16 protein-coding genes are annotated in these 16271 nt (G+C 71.4%); 11 read left to right on the top strand and 5 right to left on the bottom strand.

All coding sequences use genetic code 11. The features are described from left to right. Positions 1–24: 24 nt before the first annotated feature. The 3 genes from ABD197_RS14195 to ABD197_RS14185 all read left to right on the top strand — a co-directional run bounded on the left by ABD197_RS14195 (position 25) and on the right by ABD197_RS14185 (position 3204). Entirely contained in the window at positions 25–924 is a 900-nt protein-coding gene (locus tag ABD197_RS14195) for a 1,4-dihydroxy-2-naphthoyl-CoA synthase (RefSeq protein WP_344055505.1), read from the top strand. A gap of 103 nt (positions 925–1027) precedes the next feature. Beyond that, complete coding sequence (locus ABD197_RS14190) at positions 1028–2182, top strand: AMP-binding protein (protein WP_344055504.1); 1155 nt, start codon at positions 1028–1030, stop codon at positions 2180–2182. Between the two features lie 41 nt (positions 2183–2223). Then, positions 2224–3204: a 1,4-dihydroxy-2-naphthoate polyprenyltransferase gene (locus ABD197_RS14185; protein ID WP_344055503.1), complete on the top strand. Its 981-nt coding sequence runs from the start codon at positions 2224–2226 to the stop codon at positions 3202–3204. Here the strand turns inward: ABD197_RS14185 and ABD197_RS14180 are convergent. After that, on the bottom strand, positions 3160–3492 hold the full coding sequence (locus tag ABD197_RS14180) for a DUF4229 domain-containing protein (protein WP_344055502.1): 333 nt from the start codon (positions 3490–3492) through the stop codon (positions 3160–3162). The genes ABD197_RS14185 and ABD197_RS14180 overlap by 45 nt on opposite strands. Before the next feature lie 107 nt (positions 3493–3599). Between ABD197_RS14180 and ABD197_RS14175 the strand changes: the two genes are divergently transcribed. The 4 genes from ABD197_RS14175 to ABD197_RS14160 all read left to right on the top strand — a co-directional run bounded on the left by ABD197_RS14175 (position 3600) and on the right by ABD197_RS14160 (position 8533). After that, complete coding sequence (locus tag ABD197_RS14175; protein ID WP_344055501.1) at positions 3600–4058, top strand: PLDc N-terminal domain-containing protein; 459 nt, start codon at positions 3600–3602, stop codon at positions 4056–4058. A 2-nt stretch (positions 4059–4060) separates the two neighbouring features. Then, the gene (gene menD, locus ABD197_RS14170) at positions 4061–5854 is read left to right on the top strand and encodes a 2-succinyl-5-enolpyruvyl-6-hydroxy-3-cyclohexene-1-carboxylic-acid synthase (RefSeq protein ID WP_344055500.1); all 1794 of its coding nucleotides are present in this window, start codon (positions 4061–4063) and stop codon (positions 5852–5854) included. A 26-nt stretch (positions 5855–5880) separates the two neighbouring features. Continuing rightward, the gene (locus ABD197_RS14165; protein WP_344055499.1) at positions 5881–6744 is read left to right on the top strand and encodes a PPK2 family polyphosphate kinase; all 864 of its coding nucleotides are present in this window, start codon (positions 5881–5883) and stop codon (positions 6742–6744) included. 118 nt (positions 6745–6862) lie between these two features. Further along, complete coding sequence (locus ABD197_RS14160) at positions 6863–8533, top strand: DUF885 domain-containing protein (protein WP_344055498.1); 1671 nt, start codon at positions 6863–6865, stop codon at positions 8531–8533. Positions 8534–8535: 2 nt separating this feature from the next. Here ABD197_RS14160 and ABD197_RS14155 read toward each other — a convergent pair whose 3' ends face one another. Genes ABD197_RS14155 through ABD197_RS14140 form a run of 4 tightly spaced genes read right to left on the bottom strand, consistent with a single transcriptional unit; the run spans position 8536 to position 12360 of the window. Beyond that, entirely contained in the window at positions 8536–9537 is a 1002-nt protein-coding gene (locus tag ABD197_RS14155; RefSeq protein WP_344055497.1) for an LLM class flavin-dependent oxidoreductase, read from the bottom strand. Further along, the gene (locus tag ABD197_RS14150) at positions 9534–9854 is read right to left on the bottom strand and encodes a TIGR04076 family protein (RefSeq protein WP_344055496.1); all 321 of its coding nucleotides are present in this window, start codon (positions 9852–9854) and stop codon (positions 9534–9536) included. The genes ABD197_RS14155 and ABD197_RS14150 overlap by 4 nt, the downstream gene beginning before the upstream one ends. Continuing rightward, complete coding sequence (locus tag ABD197_RS14145; protein WP_344055495.1) at positions 9851–11095, bottom strand: metal-dependent hydrolase family protein; 1245 nt, start codon at positions 11093–11095, stop codon at positions 9851–9853. The genes ABD197_RS14150 and ABD197_RS14145 overlap by 4 nt, the downstream gene beginning before the upstream one ends. After that, a complete protein-coding gene (locus tag ABD197_RS14140) occupies positions 11092–12360 on the bottom strand; it encodes an isochorismate synthase (RefSeq protein ID WP_344055494.1) in 1269 nt (422 codons plus the stop codon). Before ABD197_RS14140 ends, ABD197_RS14145 begins: the two co-directional genes overlap by 4 nt. Before the next feature lie 97 nt (positions 12361–12457). On the opposite strand from ABD197_RS14140, the gene ABD197_RS14135 reads away from it, so the two are divergent. Genes ABD197_RS14135 through ABD197_RS14120 form a run of 4 tightly spaced genes read left to right on the top strand, consistent with a single transcriptional unit; the run spans position 12458 to position 16225 of the window. Beyond that, positions 12458–13036, top strand: a complete 579-nt coding sequence (locus ABD197_RS14135) for a DUF402 domain-containing protein (protein WP_344055493.1) — start codon at positions 12458–12460, stop codon at positions 13034–13036. Continuing rightward, positions 13033–13788, top strand: a complete 756-nt coding sequence (locus ABD197_RS14130; RefSeq protein WP_425561023.1) for a demethylmenaquinone methyltransferase — start codon at positions 13033–13035, stop codon at positions 13786–13788. Before ABD197_RS14135 ends, ABD197_RS14130 begins: the two co-directional genes overlap by 4 nt. Continuing rightward, positions 13785–14840, top strand: coding sequence for a polyprenyl synthetase family protein (locus ABD197_RS14125; RefSeq protein ID WP_344055492.1), 1056 nt, complete (start codon positions 13785–13787; stop codon positions 14838–14840). The genes ABD197_RS14130 and ABD197_RS14125 overlap by 4 nt, the downstream gene beginning before the upstream one ends. A gap of 11 nt (positions 14841–14851) precedes the next feature. Next, the gene (locus ABD197_RS14120; protein ID WP_344055491.1) at positions 14852–16225 is read left to right on the top strand and encodes an FAD-dependent oxidoreductase; all 1374 of its coding nucleotides are present in this window, start codon (positions 14852–14854) and stop codon (positions 16223–16225) included. Positions 16226–16271 lie beyond the last annotated feature (46 nt).

The raw sequence follows: 16271 nt of genomic DNA, 5'->3' as shown, positions 1-16271 counted from the left end.
AACCCCCGCGCGTAGGCTGGGCGCGTGAGTGTTTCCGAGCTGTTCGACGAGAACGAATGGATGCCGGCCCCCGGGTCCGAGGCGTACACCGACATCACCGCGCACGTCTCGCGCGACGGCCGGATCGCGAGAATCGCCTTCGACCGTCCCGAAGTGCGCAACGCCTTCCGTCCGCACACCGTCGACGAGCTCTTCCGGGCGCTCGACATCGCGCGCCAGGACGCCCGGATCGGGGTCGTCCTGCTCACCGGCAACGGCCCGAGTCCGAAGGACGGGGGCTGGGCGTTCTGCTCCGGCGGCGACCAGCGCATCCGCGGGCGTTCGGGCTATCAGTACACGGGCGACGATCGCGACCCGTCGCAGTCCGCGCTCGGACGCCTGCACATCCTCGAGGTGCAGCGGCTCATCCGCTTCATGCCGAAGGTCGTGATCGCGGTGATCCCGGGGTGGGCGGCGGGGGGAGGGCACTCACTGCACGTCGTGTGCGACCTGTCGATCGCGTCCGCCGAACACGGCCGCTTCAAGCAGACCGATGCGGATGTCGGCTCGTTCGACGCCGGATACGGCTCGGCGTACTTCGCCCGGCAGATCGGGCAGAAGTTCGCGCGGGAGGTGTTCTTCCTGGCCGAGGAGTACTCCGCCCAGCGCGCGTACGAGATGGGTGCCGTGAACCGGGTCGTGCCGCACGCCGAGCTCGAGCGTGAGGCGATCGCGATGGCCCGGACGATCCTGACCAAGTCGCCGACCGCGATTCGCATGCTCAAGTTCGCCTTCAACGCCGTGGACGACGGGATGGTCGGGCAGCAGGTCTTCGCCGGCGAGGCCACGCGGCTGGCGTACGGCACCGACGAGGCAGTCGAGGGCCGGGATTCGTTCCTCGAAAAGCGCGATCCGGACTGGTCGCCGTACCCCTGGCACTACTGATGCGCGGCGCCGTGTGCACAACTCCTCGGATTCGCGGAGCGGCGCCGCGATTCGTGCCTGCAGGGCGGCCTCGCCGCATGGATCTGAGGAGTTCTGCACGCCCATGAGGCTCGAACCGGTCACGGGAGAGAACCCGCGCGAGATCCTGCGCGCCGTGCGCGGCGCTCTGCACGGCGCCGGTCCCGCCCTCGGCCTCGGGCTCATCGGCGACGCGCCCGCCGAAGTGCCGGCCGGCACGGCGGTCGTGCTCACCACCTCCGGCTCGACCGGCGTCCCGAAGAGCGTGGTGCTCAGTCGCGACGCGCTCACGGCGAGCGCGTTGGCCACCGTCGACCGCATCGGCGACGGGACCTGGCTGCTCGCGCTGCCGGCGACGTACGTCGCGGGCCTTCAGGTGCTCGTCCGCTCGGTCGTCGCCGACCGCGAACCCGCCTGGCTCACCGGAGCCTTCACCGCGCAGGGTTTCGCCGCGGTCGCGGCGACCATGGTCTCGACGGTGCGGGGTGAGCGCGTGCCCGCCTTCACGTCGCTCGTGCCCGCGCAGCTGTCGAAGCTGCTGGATGCCGCCGCCGACGACTCCGCCGTGCTCTCCGCACTGCGCTCGTTCGAGGCGATCCTCGTGGGCGGGCAGGCGATCCCCGCGGCGATGCTCGAGCGGGCGACGGATGCCGGAGCCCGGGTGGTCCGCACGTACGGGTCCACGGAGACCAGCGGCGGGTGCGTATACGACGGCGTGCCGCTGCGCGGCGTGAACGTGCGCATCGAGGACGGCGAGGTCCGGATCGCGGGGCCCACGCTCGCGGACGGGTATCTCGGCGCTCCCGAGCGGACGGCCGATGCCTTCGTCCGCGACGGCGACGGCACCCGGTGGTACCGCACCGGCGACGTCGGAGTGATCGAGCACGACGTGCTGCGCGTGCGTGGGCGCATCGACAACGTGATCGTCTCCGGCGGCATCAACGTGTCGCTGGACCGCGTCGAGAACGTGGTGCGCGGCATCCCGGGTCTGCAGTCCGCCGTGGTGGTCGGGGTGCCTGATCCGAAGTGGGGCGAGGCGTCCGTGGTCGTCGTGGCGCGCGGCGAGGCGCTCCGGCGCAGCGAGTCCACGCAGCTGGAGGCCGCCCGCAACGCTGTCGCCGCCGAGATCGGCGCGCACGCGCGGCCGGCCCGTCTCGTTCTGGTGGACGAGGTGCCCGCGCTCCCGAGCGGGAAGCCCGACCGGGAGGCGGTCAGGGCCGCGGTCGCCGCGTTCCACTGAGCGCAGGTCGCGCCGGTACCGAGGCCATAGGATGACTGCTCGTGGCAGGCACCCCCAGCAAGAAGCGCAAGCGTCCGGCTCCCCGCAAGAACACGCCCCGCGGTAATCCGCAGAAGGCCCACGTGTCCCGCGATCCACGGCACGTCGAGAAGGCGACCGTCGGTGACTGGATCGGCGCGGCCCGGCTGCGCACGCTGCCGCTCGCGGTCACGCCGGTTCTGATCGGCACGGGCGCGGCGATCCTGGTGGACGGGCTGTTCCACTGGGTGCTCGCGCTGCTGTGCCTCGTGGTCTCGGTGAGCCTGCAGATCGCGGTGAACTACGCGAACGACTACAGCGACGGCATCCGCGGCACGGACGACCATCGGGTGGGTCCCGCACGCCTGACGGCGTCGAAGAAGGCGTCTCCCCGCGCGGTGCTCGCCGCGGCCGGGATCTTCTTCGCGATCGCCGCCGCGGCGGGCCTCGCGCTCGTGATCCACAGCGCCCAGTGGTGGCTGCTGCTCGTCGGCGCGGTCTGCATCGCGGCGGCATGGTTCTACACCGGCGGCAAGCGCCCCTACGGCTACTACGGCCTCGGTGAACTGTTCGTGTTCGTCTTCTTCGGGCTCGTCGCCACGGTCGGGACGACGTTCGTGCAGGTGCTGTCCGTCCCGCAGGAGGCGTGGTTCGGCGGCGTCGGCGCGGGGCTCCTCGCGTGCGCGGTACTGCTGGCCAACAACCTGCGCGACATCGACCAGGATCGCGCGGCAGGCAAGCGCACGCTCACGGTGCTGATCGGCCGCCGCGGCACGCGTGTGCTGTTCACGGTCTTCGTACTCGTGCCGTTCGTGATCGCCGGGTATCTCGGGCTCTTCTACCCGATCGCGTGGCTCGCATTGCTCGGTCTGCTCGGAGCGCTTCCGGCGATCCTGATCGTCTGGACCTACCGGCTGCCGCGCGAGCTCGTCGTGGCCCTGAGCGTGACCTCGCTCACGTCACTCGCGTACGGTGCGTTCCTGCTCTGGGCGTTCGTCGGCTGAGTCGGTCGGCGGAGCCGGGTCGATGACCGCGTCCGCGGCGGCATCCTCGTCCTCTTCGTCGGTCGATGCCGACGTGTCTTTCGCGCGCCGTTCGGCGAGGCTCGTCGTGACCTCCGTCAAGGGTCGGCGCAAGAACAGCAGCGAAAGGCTCAACCCGATCAGCGCCGCGAAGATCGCAGCGAGCCAGTACAGGCTCTGGAACACCGGGAAAAGCATCAGGATGCCGAACGGCACCAGGAAGGCCAGGAGCCTCAACACCGTGTAGACGAGAGCGGAGCGGGCTTTCACCGTTCCATCGTAGGTCGGCGCAGACTCACGCCGAACGCATCTCGGTCCGGTCACAGCCTTCTGCCCGGACGGGGCCGCGTCGGCATAGCGCGCCTAGGATGGGAGATGTGACTCGGGTGCTGCTCATTCTGGCGCTGGTCCTGACCGCTTTCTGGGTCTACACCATCGTCGACTGCAGTGTGCAGCCCGCGAACCGGCACCGCGGCGTGAGCAAGCCGATCTGGATCCTCATCGTGGTCCTCGTCCCCGTCCTCGGCGGGTTGCTCTGGTTCGCCGTGGGCCGCGTCCGCAACTCCACGATCGCCGCGCGCCGCGCGCCCGACGACGATCCGGAGTTCCTCGAGAAGATCGGCACGCTGAGCGACCAGGACGAGCGCATCCGCCGCCTGGAGGAAGAGCTGGCGATGCTGGATGCCGAGGACGACGATCCGCGCTGGAACAGCCCCGGCGCGTCGACCGCCACGCCCGAGACTCCGCCGGCGACAGCCGAGACTCCGCCGAAGTCCGCCGAGCGCCCGACGGACGGCGACGACGACACCCGCGGCCAGCGCGGCGCCGTCGGCTGATCGTGCACGACCGCTCCGCGCCGGCGACCGACGCTGCGGCCGCTCTGGTGGGTGCGTTCGTCGAGCTCGGTATCCGCCACATCGTGGTGAGCCCCGGCTCGCGGTCGCAGGCGCTCGCGCTCGTCGCGGCCGAGCTCGAGAGGCTCGGCGCCGTGCGTCTGCACGTCCGCATCGACGAGCGGGTCGCGGGGTTCACCGCGCTCGGCATCGGCCGCGAGACGGGGATGCCGGCGGCGGTGATCTGCACGTCGGGGACGGCGGCGGCGAATCTGCTGCCCGCCGCGCTCGAGGCGCACCACTCCGGCGTCCCGCTGCTGCTGCTGACCGCGGACCGCCCGCCCGAGCTGCGCGGCGTCGGCGCGAACCAGACCACGCGCCAGCTCGGGATGTTCACGCCCAGTACGCGGCTTGAAGCGGACCTGCCCGTTCCGGAGGCGGTGGATCCGGACGGCGACGGCGAGCAGAGCCTCATGCTGCGCCAGGTCGCCGCAGATGCCGTCACCGCGGCCCTCGGCGAGGGGACGCGCGCGGCCGGCCCGGTGCACCTGAATCTGCCGTTCCGCGAGCCGCTCGGGGGAGTGATCCCGGGGTGGCTCGTGACACCCGTCGCCGAGCTGGACGCCGCCGTGACCGTCGACCCCGACGCCGCACCGGTGGACGAACCGGCGGACGAGGAGGCCTCCGGTGCCCTGTATCAGGGCGGCGGCGGCATCGGCGAGGCCGACCTGCCCGCCGAGCCCGACGAGCTGCCCTTCGTGCTGCCGCGCGGACCGCGCACGGTCGTCGTCGCCGGCGCCGACGCGGGACCGGATGCCGAGACCCTCGCCCACGCCGGCGGCTGGCCCCTGATCGCCGAGATCGTGAGCGGTTCGCGATTCGGGCGGAACCTCGTTCACGGATACCGGCGGCTGCTGGCGGATCCGCAGCTCGGCGGGCGCATCGAGCGCGCCGTCGTACTCGGGCACCCCACGCTCAGCCGCGAGGTGACCGCGCTCCTCTCCGATCCCGAGATCGAGGTCTTCGCGATGCGCGGACCCGGCGAGCCGCTGAACCTCAACGGCTCGACGACGGCACTCGATGCGATCGCGGTGCAGGTGGGGGAGGCGGACCGGGAATGGCTCGGTGCGTGGGTGCAGGCGTCGCGCGCGGCATCCGTCGATCTGAGTCCGGCGGCGCCCGATGCCGACGGCCTGGCCTCCGGCGTCCCGGCCGAACGGCTCGGTGCGATCCAGGCCGAGATGGCGGCGATCCGCGCGCCCTTGGACCGGCAGACCCTCGTGGATGCCGTGTGGCGGGCGACGTGGCCTCACGACCGGCTGTTCTTCGGATCGTCGCGTCTCGTGCGCGTCGCCGACACTGTGCTCGGCGGCAAGAAGGTTCCGGTTCACAGCAATCGGGGGCTCGCGGGGATCGACGGCACGATCGCGACCGCGACCGGCATCGCGCTGGCGTCCCAGGACGGACCGGGCGTGACGCGCGTGCTGCTCGGAGACCTCGCGCTCCTGCACGACGTCGGCGCGCTGCTGCTGCCGCCGACCGAGGCCGACCCGCGGCTCCAGGTGATCGTCGGCAACGACGGCGGCGGCACGATCTTCGACTCGCTCGAGGTGCGCGATGTCGCGTCGGATGAGGCGATGGATCGCGTGCTGTACACACCGCACACCGCGCGGCTGGAGCAGCTCGCTCTGGCGTACGGATGGGAGTACACCCGCGTGACGACCCGTGCCGCACTGGATCAGGTGCTGACGGCGCCCGTCGGCGGGCGGCAGATCATCGAGGTCCCCCTGCCGCGCTGAACCTCGCTTTCGGCATGATGGGCTTCATGACCCAGAACAGCGAGAAGAACTGGACCGGCGAGGTCGCCGATCTGCTGCGCGTGCGCGAGGGATTCGTCCTGTCCGGCGTCGACCCCGACTCCACGCCGGGCTACGCAGACGACAAGGATGCCGCGGCGCAGGATCTCGCCGCGGGCGCGGGCGACCTCGACGAACTGCAGGAGCGGCTGTATGCCCAGAGCCGCAGCGAGGTCTCCGACGCCTCGGTGCTGCTCGTGCTGCAGGCGATGGACTCCGCGGGGAAGGGCGGGATCATTCGGCACGTCGTCGGCTCGGTGGACCCGCAGGGCGTGCTGCTGACCGCGTTCAAGAAGCCGACCGCCGAAGAGCTCGCCCACGATTTCCTGTGGCGCATCGAGAAGCGGGTCCCGCAGCCGGGCTTCATCGGCGTCTTCGACCGGTCGCACTACGAGGACGTGTTGATCGGGAAGGTGCGCGCCCTCGCCGCGCCCGAGGAGATCGAGCGGCGCTACGGCGCGATCAACGACTTCGAGAAGCGTCTCGCCGACGGCGGGACCCGGATCATCAAGGTCATGCTGCACATCTCGTACGAGGAGCAGGGCGAGCGGCTCATGGAGCGGCTGGACCGCCCCGACAAGCACTGGAAATACAATCCGGGCGACGTCGACGAGCGCGCACGGTGGCCGCACTACATGGATGCGTATCAGACCGTGTTCGAGCGGACCTCGACCGCGCACGCGCCGTGGTTCGTCGTGCCGGCGAACCGCAAGTGGTACGCGCGTCTCGCGGTGCAGCACCTCCTGCTGGGCGCTCTGCGCGGCATCGACCCACAGTGGCCCGTCGCGACGTTCGACATCGCGGCCGAGAAGGCGCGGCTCGCGGCGACCTGAGCGCGCGCGGGTCTGCAGAACTCCACGGATCGGCCACCCCGGAGGCGTCGGGAACCGCGCACACCTCGATTCCTCACGCGATTCCGTGGAGTTCTGCAGTCGTGCCTATGGTGGGTCGGTGAGCCACCGCACCGACGCCGTCCGTGAGATCGCCGACCGCTACGTCGCGGAGCTCGCGACGCACGAACCCGACGCCGCGCAGGCGGCGGGCCTCCCGAATCCGCGGCCCCTCCCCGACATCGGGCCGGACTGGCTGCAGCGAAAGTACGCCCTGCAGGGCGAGGTCCTCGGCGAACTCGCGGCGCTGCCGACCGATGCCGGCGACCAGACTCTGCGCGCGGCGCTCACCGAGCGGCTCGAGCGCGAGCGTCTCCTCTTCGACACCGGATTCACCCCCCGCCTCGTCGCCGGGCTCGCGACCCCCGTGCACCTGATCCGCTACGCCGTCGAGGGGCTGACGGTGACGCCGGATGCCGCCGGCGAGAGCCTCGTGCAGCGTCTGGAGGCCGTGCCGGACGGGGTCGCGCAGTACATCGCGGCGTTGCGCTGGGCGCGCGACCACGCCACCCGCTTCACGGGGACCGGCGTCGCACCGGTGCGGCAGCTCGACACGCTCGCCGAGCAGATCGACCTGTGGATCGAGGCCGACTGGTTCGGCTCGGTCCCGATCGCCGAGGGCGTGGACTCCGACATCCGCGCGCGCGTCCGTGCCTCCGCCGACCGGGCGAACGGCGCGCTCGCCGATCTCGTCGACGTGCTTCGCGGCGAGCTGCGGCCAGCCGCCCCGACGACAGACGGCGTGGGCGCGCAGGTCTACGCCGATCTCGCCGCCGCGATGCTCGGCGCCCGCATCGACGTCGCCGACACGTACGCGTACGGCTGGCGCGAGCTCGAGCGCCTGGTCGCCGAAGCCCGCGCGCTCGCCCGCGATCTGGGCGGCACGGGTGACGACCCGGTGCGCAGCGTCGCCGCGCAGCTCGATGAAGATCCCCGGTATCGGTTGGACGGCGTGGCGGTGATCCGGGACTGGCTGGAGCAGCGCGTGACCGAGACGACCGACGCCCTCGCCGGCGCGTTCGACCTGCCGTCCGGCATCCGTCATGTCGAGTGCGTGGTGGCAGAGGCCTCGAGCGGCGTCGTGTACTACACGCCCGCACCGCCCGACGGCTCGGCGCCGAGCCGGATCGTGTGGACGATCCCGAGCGGTGTGCCGGTCGCGGCGACGTGGCAGGAGGTGACGAGCGTCCACCACGAGGGGCTGCCGGGCCATCACCTGCAGTTCGTCGTGACCGCGTCCGATCCGGACCTGCACCCCTGGCAACGACACTTGTGCCACATCCACGGCTATGCGGAGGGGTGGGCGCACTACGCCGAGCAGCTCTCCGACGAGCTCGGGCTCATCCGCGACCCGGCCGAGCGTCTCGGGCTGCTGCTCGGACAGATCTGGCGCTCGGTGCGGATCGTCGCCGACATCGGCCTGCACACCGACTTGCCGGTCCCGCCGAACACGCTCGTTCCCGACGCCGCGTGGACGCCCGAGTTGGCACAGCGGATGCTGGTCGATCTCGCTCTTGTGGAGCCCCACCTCGCGGGCTTCGAGGTCGACCGCTATCTCGGCTGGCCCGGCCAGGCGCTCGCGTTCAAGGTCGGCGCGCGGCTGTGGAACGAGGCCCGCGCCGCACGCGCGGCGGTGGACGGCGATGCGTTCGACCTGCGCGAGTTCCACCGCGCGGCTCTTGCCCTCGGACCCATGGGCCTCGAGCCGCTGCGGGCGCGACTGCTCGCCTGAGCTCAGTCGCGCAACTGCGGGAGCACCTCGCGGCCGAGCAGCGCGATGCCCTCGGCGGAGTCCGCGCCGTGCGGCGTGCCGAACTCGATGCGGTCGACGCCGGCATCGATCAGCAGCCGGCACTGCGCGGCGATGTCGGCCGGAGTGCCCGCGAAGCAGAACAGGTCGAGCACGTCCCGCGGGATCAATCGGCCCGCTCCCGCGTCATCGCCGTCGGCGAGTCGGGCGCGGATCGCCGGCAGCAGATCCTCGGGCAGTTCCACGGTCGGATCGAGCGCGGCGATCACATCCAGGTACATCGCCACTTCGCGCCGGGCGAGCGCTCGCGCGGCATCCCCGTCGCGATCGACGACGGTCACCGCGCCGAGCACGACGCCGACGGCATCCGACCGCCGGCCGGCGCGCGCCAGGCCGCGTGCCAGCCGCGAGCGCACGACCGCGACCATGGCCGGGTTCGCGCTGCCGCCGATCTTGATCTCGTCGGCGACCTCGCCGGCGAGGGACATGCCGAGCGGGCCCCACGATCCGATCAGGATCGGCGCGCGCGACCGCGCCACCGGGTACCGCAGCCGCACACCCTGCTCGACGCGGAACACCTCGCCCTCGTACCCCGCGCCCTCGCCCGAGAGCAGCGCCTGGATCACGCCGACCGCGTCGCGCAGGTGCGCGATCGGCTTCGGATCGTCCAACCCGATCGACGACAGCCACGACCCCCGCGCGAGTCCGAGGTAGGCGCGGCCGGCGGACGCGGCATCCACCGCGGCGAACTGACCCGCGATCTCGTACGGATGCAGCGTGTACGGGTTCCAGCACGCGCACCCCAGCCGCACCCGCGAGGTCGCCCTCGCCATCTCCAGGAGCGCCCCGATCGGCGGCTGGTAGAGCAGGTCGGAGAACACGCTCACGCCGTCGAAGCCGACGTCCTCGGCGAGCCGGGCGAGCTGCGCGTACGAGCCGGGCACCTTGTCGGTCTGCAGGCCGAGCGAGACCTCGACGCGGCTCACGTGAGGTCGTCCGTGGCGATCGAGCGGATGCCGGTCCGCACAATCCGCATGATCAGACGCTCTTCTGGATCGGGGCAGGCGACCAGGTCGTCGCGCTCGAGCCAGTCGCCCGGGGGCAGCTTCCGCTGCTTCGCGGGAAGAAGGGGGAGGACGGCCTGCAGCGCGTACAGGCAGAAGTGCCCGCCGTCCGGAAGACACAGGCGGCTGCTCTCGACGAGGTCGATGTGGTCGCCGACCTTCATGCCGCACACCGAACGCCCCTCGATGCGCTCGACGATCACGCTCAGGTCGTACAGCTCGGTCCGGTCGTCGGTCATCTCCGTGCCCCTGTCCGGCCGGCGTCGTCGCGGACGACGACCCCACCCTTCATCACGAGGTCGATCCCGCGCAGCGCCGCGATGTCGGCGGAGGGATCGGCGGGCATCGCGATCAGGTCGGCGAAGCGGCCCGGGGCGAGGACGCCGACCCGGTCGTCCGCGTCGAGCCATCGGGCAGGCGCGGCGGTGGCCGCGTGCACGACGCCGGATGCCGCCAGCCCGCCGGCCTGCATGTGCTCGAGTTCGCGCACCACGGCGCTCGTGCCCTCGAAATCCCAGAACGGCGGCATGTCGCTGCCGAGCAGGACGTCGACGCCGGCCTCGAGTGCGTACCGGTAGGACGCGAGGTGACGAGGTCCCGCGCCGAGCGAGCGCTCCTGCATCCACGGCGGCACGCCGAGGTCGTCGAAGAACGCGCCCGCGCGCGTCACGACGAGCGTCGGAACGAGGGCCACACCGCGCGCGGCCATCACCGCCGCGACCTCGGGCGTCAGCTCGTAGCCGTGCTCGACGCAGTCCAGGCCCAGCTCGATCGCCTCCGCGATGATCGCGGCGGGACCGGCGTGCGCGGTGACCTTGCGTCCCCACGCGTGTGCGGTGGAGATCGCCGCGGCCATCTCGTCCCGTGTGAGCTGGGGAGTGGTGATCTGCTCGTGCTCGCCGGCGATGCCGCCCGAGATCATGAGCTTGATGAGGTCGGCGCCGGCTTTGACCTGACTGCGCACGCCGCGCGCGAACGCGTCCGCGCCGTCGCACTCCACGGTGTCGTCGGCGTCGTGGCCGTGCCCGCCCGTGCAGCAGAGCGCCCGGCCGGCGGTGAAGATCCGCGGCCCCGGCACATGTCCCGCCTCGATCGCACGGCGGAGCGCGAAGTCCGCTCCGCCCTTCTCGGCCACGCACCGCACGGTGGTCACACCCGACAGCAGAGTCCGGCGAGCGCCGTCGGCCATGTGAAGGGCGAGCTCGTGCGGCTCCAGCGCGCTGACCGCGTCGCCGCCCGGCCCGGGAAGCGAGAGCGAGAAGTGCGTGTGCATGTTGATCAGACCCGGCATGACGTACGCGCCGCCGAGGTCGGTCGCGTCGGGACCGGCGTCCGCCTGCGGCACGATCTCGGCGATGCGGCCGTCGCGGACCACGATCGCGAGGCCCTCCTGCTCGTCGGGCGTGATGCCGTCGATCAAGCGCAGGTTCGCGAGCACCGCATCACCGCGGGTCGGCAGGGACGGCACGGCTCCGCTCATGCGAGGGCGTCCACGATCGGGCGGAACTTCACGCGGGTCTCGAGCATCTCGGCCTCGGGGTCGCTCCCGGCGACGATGCCGGCGCCGGCGTGGGCGCGCAGTGGGATGCCGTCGCCCGACGACCCCTCGAGGTCGAACTGCGCGCAGCGCAGGGCGATCGCCCACTCGCCGTCGCCGTTCGCGCCGACCCACCCCACCGGGCCGGCATAACGACCCCGGTCGAACGGCTCGAGCCGGCGGATCACCGCGATGGCGGAATCCGTCGGCGTGCCCGCGACCGCGGCCGTCGGGTGCAGTGCCGCCACGAGATCCAGGGCTGACGCGCCTCCGCTCAGGTCGCCTTCCACGTCGGTGGCGAGGTGGAACACGTTCGGAAGCTTGAGGAGGAACGGCTGCTCGCTCGCCGCGAGCGCGCTCGTGTGCGGACGCAGCGCCGAAAGCACGCTCTGCACGGCGTACAGGTGTTCGTCCTGGTCCTTCGCGCTCGTGGCGAGAGCGAGCGAGGCCTCGGTGTCGGCATCCGCATCCGCGCCCCGGGCGGTCGTTCCGGCCAGGACGCGCGCGGTCACTGTTCCCCCCGAGACCGTGACGAGCGTCTCAGGGCTCGCGCCGATGAGTCCGTCGACCGCGAACGTCCAGCAGTCGGGATACCCGGTGGCCAGCGCGCGCGCCAGACGCCGCAGGTCGGACCCCGCCGGGAGCGACCCTGCGAGGTCGCGGGCGAGGACGACCTTGCTGACTTCGCCGGACGCGATCGCGGCGAGGCCGCCGCGGACGGCATCCTGGTATCCGCTCGGGTCGAGCGCGCCGGGGCCGAGCGTCGCCGACCAGTGTGGACCGTACTCGGTGCGCGCGGGGGAGATGTCGCTGAGGTCGTCGCCGACGTGCGTGATGCGGGTCACCCAGGACCGCCCGCCGCGGCGACCCACCACGAGCCACGGCACGCTCAGGATGCTGCGGGCCGAGGACTGCGGATCGAAGGCGAACGAGCCGAAGGCGATGAGTCCGGTGCCGGGGAGCCCGATCGGGTCATCGATTTCGGCATCCGCCGCGACAGCACGCCACCAGTCCGCGAAGCCGGCCTCGGCGGGGCCACCCGCGCCGATGAAGCTCGTCGTCTCGCCGAGTGCGGCCATGACGTCGCCGCGACGGTTCCAGTAGGTCGGGTGCGAGGGGGAGGTGTAGGAGAGCACGTCCTCGAGCGGGTCGATCTCCCGGGTCACCACCCGAAGCCGCGGTGCGGGCGGGAGGCGCGGGTCGGTCACCGCTCCAGCCTAGGGTCGGCGGGGCGGTCCGGGGTGTGCCCCCGCGTTCGGCCGCGGACCACCACGGCGTCCGGAGCCGGTCATAAGCTGAACCGTGATGAGCACTGAACCCGACCGTCCTGCCCCGGGCACACCCGTGCTCTTCCGGTGGCGCAAATGGGACGGCAGCGCGCACTGGGTGCACGAATGCGTCTACCTCGGCAGCGACCGCTGGGGCGACTGGGTCGGTCAGCGAGCGGGGTGGCGCAGCCACCGGCCGGAGCGCGACTACCAGGTGGACGGCGACAACGTCACGCTCATCCCGCCGAGCGGGCAGTACGCGCTCACGGTCAATGTCGCGCCGCCGGCGACGTACCGCATCTACATCGACCTCGGGTGGGACGTGCGGTGGGAGGAGCGCGACGGACAGCGCGGTCCCTACGGCATCGACATGGATCTCGACGTCGTCAGCGCCGTCGATGGGCGCGGCATCTGGATCGATGACCGTGACGAGTGGGACGAGCATCGCGTCGCCTACGGCTACCCGCTGCACATCGTCACCGAGCTCGAGGACGTCGCGATCGATCTGGAGCAACAGGTGCGGGCGGGCACCCCGCCGTTCGACGACGCGACCGCCGACGGATGGCTCCGGCGCCTGGCCGCTCTGGATCTGCCCGACCGTAGACTTGGGGAGTGATCCCCGAACCTCCGCACACCCGCGCCGACCTGCAGAAGGACCCTGCGCGCGTGAGCGGCATGTTCGACCAGGTCGCCAAGAACTACGACCGCACGAACACCGTGCTGAGCATGGGCAACGACCGCTTCTGGCGGGCTGCGACTCTGCGTGCGGTCGCTCCGAAGCCCGGCCAGCGGATCCTCGACCTCGCAGCGGGGACGGGTGCGAGCTCTGTCGCGCTCGCGCGCAGCGGCGCCGAGGTCGTCGCGGCCGACTTCTCGCCGGGCATGATCGCGGAGGGCCGACGTCGCTACGGTGCGGGGTCCGCGGGCGGCGGCATCCGCAATCTGTCGTTCGTCGAAGCCGACGCGACCGCCCTGCCGTTCGGTGATGACGAGTTCGACGCCGTGACGATCTCGTTCGGGCTGCGCAACGTGAACGAGCCGAAGAAGGCGCTCGCCGAGATGCTGCGGGTCACCAAGCCCGGCGGCCGGCTCGTGGTGTGCGAGTTCTCGCACCCGCCGTCGCGGTCGTTCGAGGGGCTGTACCGCTTCTACAACGACCGCGTCCTGCCCGTCGTCGCGAAAGCGGTCAGCTCGAACGCCGACGCGTACGACTATCTGAACGAGTCGATCCGCGACTGGCCCGACCAGCGCACCCTCGCGACCTGGATCCGCGAGGTCGGCTGGATCGGTGTGGCGCACCGCAACCTCTCGATGGGGATCGTCGCGTTGCACCGGGCCACCAAGGCCCCCGATAGGCTGGGCGGGTGACTCCCTCAGCGCAGGGCTCGCGCGTAGCGGGCAAGCTGGGCCTCACCGACCGCACATTCGCCGGTCCCCGCTCCCGCAAGCTCCGCAAGGCCGTCGATGCGGGCCTGATCGAGGTCGACCGCGTGCTCGCGGAAGAGCTGCGCATGACCGACCAGATCGCCGACGCGGCGAGTCGCTACCTCTACGAGGCGGGCGGCAAGCGCGTCCGGCCGATGCTCGCCCTCATCACCGCGCAGCTCGGCGACGGGGCGAACGAGAACGTCGTCCTCGGCGCGACGGCGCTGGAGATGACCCACCTCGGAACGCTGTATCACGACGACGTGATGGATGCCGCGGACAAGCGCCGCGGTGTTCCCAGTGCCCACGCCGTATGGGGCAACAGCGTCGCGATCCTGACCGGAGACCTGCTGTTCTCACGCGCGAGCCAGATCATGGCGCGCCAGGGCGACCGGGCGATCCGGCTGCAGGCCGACACGTTCGAGCGCCTCGTGCTGGGCCAGATGCACGAGACGGTGGGCCCGCAGGAAGGTGAGGACCGCGCCGCGTTCTACCTCAAGGTGCTCTCGGACAAGACCGGGTCGCTCATCGCCGCGGCGGCCCAGTCCGGCGTCATCTTCTCGAACGCCCCCGAGGAATTCGAGCAGCCGCTCGTGCTCTTCGGCGAGAAGGTGGGTGTCGCGTTCCAGCTGCTGGACGACGTGATCGACCTCTCCGCCGATCCCGACGAGACCGGCAAGGTGCCCGGCACGGATCTGCGGGCGGGCGTTCCGACGATGCCGTACCTCGTGCTCGGACAGCGGACGGATGCCGATTCCATCGCCCTCCGCGAGCGCATCGACGAGGGCGTCGAGCGCATTTCCGCGGGGGAGGACCCCGCGATCCTCGACGACGAACTGGCCGATCTCCGCCGGCACGACGCCACGCAGGCGACCCTCGACCTCGCCCACGCCTGGTCGAACGAGGCGATCGCGGCGCTCGCGCCCCTGCCGGACGGGGCCGTCCGCGAGGCGCTCACACGCTTCGCCCAGGCCGTCGCAGACCGCTCCTCCTGAAAGGACACCACATGACCAAGCTCAGGCTGGCCATCGTCGGTGCAGGACCGGCGGGCATCTATGCCGCCGACATCCTGCTGAAGGCTGAACGCAAGTTCGACGTGTCGATCGACCTGTTCGAGCAGCTCCCCGCTCCGTACGGCCTCGTCCGCTACGGCGTCGCCCCCGATCACCCCCGCATCAAGGGGATCATCACGGCGCTGCGCGAAGTTCTCGACCGCGGCGACATCCGCCTGTTCGGCAATGTGCGATTCGGCGAGGACATCACGCTGGAAGACCTCAAGCGCCACTACAACGCCGTGATCTTCGCGACCGGCGCGACCAAGGACTCCTCGCTGGACATCCCCGGCATCGAGGCGACGGGGTCCTACGGGGCCGCGGACTTCGTCAGCTGGTTCGACGGTCACCCCGACGTGCCCCGCGAGTGGCCTCTGGAGGCGGCATCCGTCGCGGTCATCGGCAACGGCAACGTCGCGCTGGATGTCTCCCGCATGCTCGCCAAGCACGCGGAGGACCTGCTGCCCACCGAGATCCCCGAGAACGTGTACGAGGGCCTCAAGGCCTCGCCGGTCACCGATGTGCACGTGTTCGGGCGCCGCGGTCCGGCGCAGGTGAAGTTCACCCCGCTCGAGCTTCGTGAGCTCGGCGAACTGCGTGATGTCGACATGGTCGTCTACGACGAGGACTTCGACTACGACGACGCGTCGCGCGCCGCGATCGCGAGCAACAAGCAGGTCATGGTGATCGACCGTGTGCTGCAGTCGTGGCGCAAGCGCGATTCGGTCAACAACGCCGGAGGGACGGCATCCCGTCGCCTGCACCTGCACTTCTACGCGAAGCCGCTCGAGGTCGTCACGGATGCCGAGGGCCGCGTGTCCGCGTTCCGCTGGGAGCGCACGCGGCCGGACGGCGAGGGCGGGGTGATCGGCACCGGCGAGATCCGTGAGGTCCCGATCCAGGCCCTGTACCGGGCCGTCGGCTATTTCGGTTCGCCGCTGCCCGGCATCCCGTTCGACAAGCGCCACGGCGTCATCCCGAACCACGAAGGCCAGGCGTTGCGCAAGGACTCGAACGACCGCGTGCCGGGCGTCTACGCGACCGGCTGGATCAAGCGCGGGCCCGTGGGCCTGATCGGGCACACGAAGTCGGATGCGATGGAGACGGTGCGCCACCTCATCAACGACCAGGGATCCTGGTGGCAGCCGGCGGATCCGTCGGAGGAAGCGATCCCCGCACTTCTCGCCGAGCGCGGCGTGCGCTGGACCGACCTCGACGGCTGGCACCGGCTCGACGAGCACGAGGTCGCCCTCGGTGCGCCGCACGAGCGTGCGCGCATCAAGGTCGTGCCGCGCGACGAGATGGTGCGGGTCTCGCGCGGAGAGTGACCCGCGCGGCCGGGGACGGGACGGATGCCGTGCTGAGGGCCGCCGG

Origin of the sequence: Microbacterium lacus (assembly GCF_039531105.1) — a bacterium.
In the GTDB taxonomy this organism is placed as follows: Bacteria; Actinomycetota; Actinomycetes; order Actinomycetales; family Microbacteriaceae; genus Microbacterium; species Microbacterium lacus.
Note: the sequence above shows the minus strand (reverse complement) of the source record. Positions and strands in the feature narration are given on the sequence as shown.

What these genes read in the sequence shown, in the direction of transcription:
- ABD197_RS14190 (WP_344055504.1), top strand. Translation starts at nt 1,028, where the DNA reads ATGAGGCTCGAACCGGTCACGGGAGAGAACCCGCGCGAGATCCTGCGC.
- ABD197_RS14165 (WP_344055499.1), top strand. Translation starts at nt 5,881, where the DNA reads ATGACCCAGAACAGCGAGAAGAACTGGACCGGCGAGGTCGCCGATCTG.
- ABD197_RS14150 (WP_344055496.1), bottom strand. Translation starts at nt 9,854, where the DNA reads ATGACCGACGACCGGACCGAGCTGTACGACCTGAGCGTGATCGTCGAG.
- ABD197_RS14145 (WP_344055495.1), bottom strand. Translation starts at nt 11,095, where the DNA reads ATGAGCGGAGCCGTGCCGTCCCTGCCGACCCGCGGTGATGCGGTGCTC.
- ABD197_RS14135 (WP_344055493.1), top strand. Translation starts at nt 12,458, where the DNA reads ATGAGCACTGAACCCGACCGTCCTGCCCCGGGCACACCCGTGCTCTTC.
- ABD197_RS14120 (WP_344055491.1), top strand. Translation starts at nt 14,852, where the DNA reads ATGACCAAGCTCAGGCTGGCCATCGTCGGTGCAGGACCGGCGGGCATC.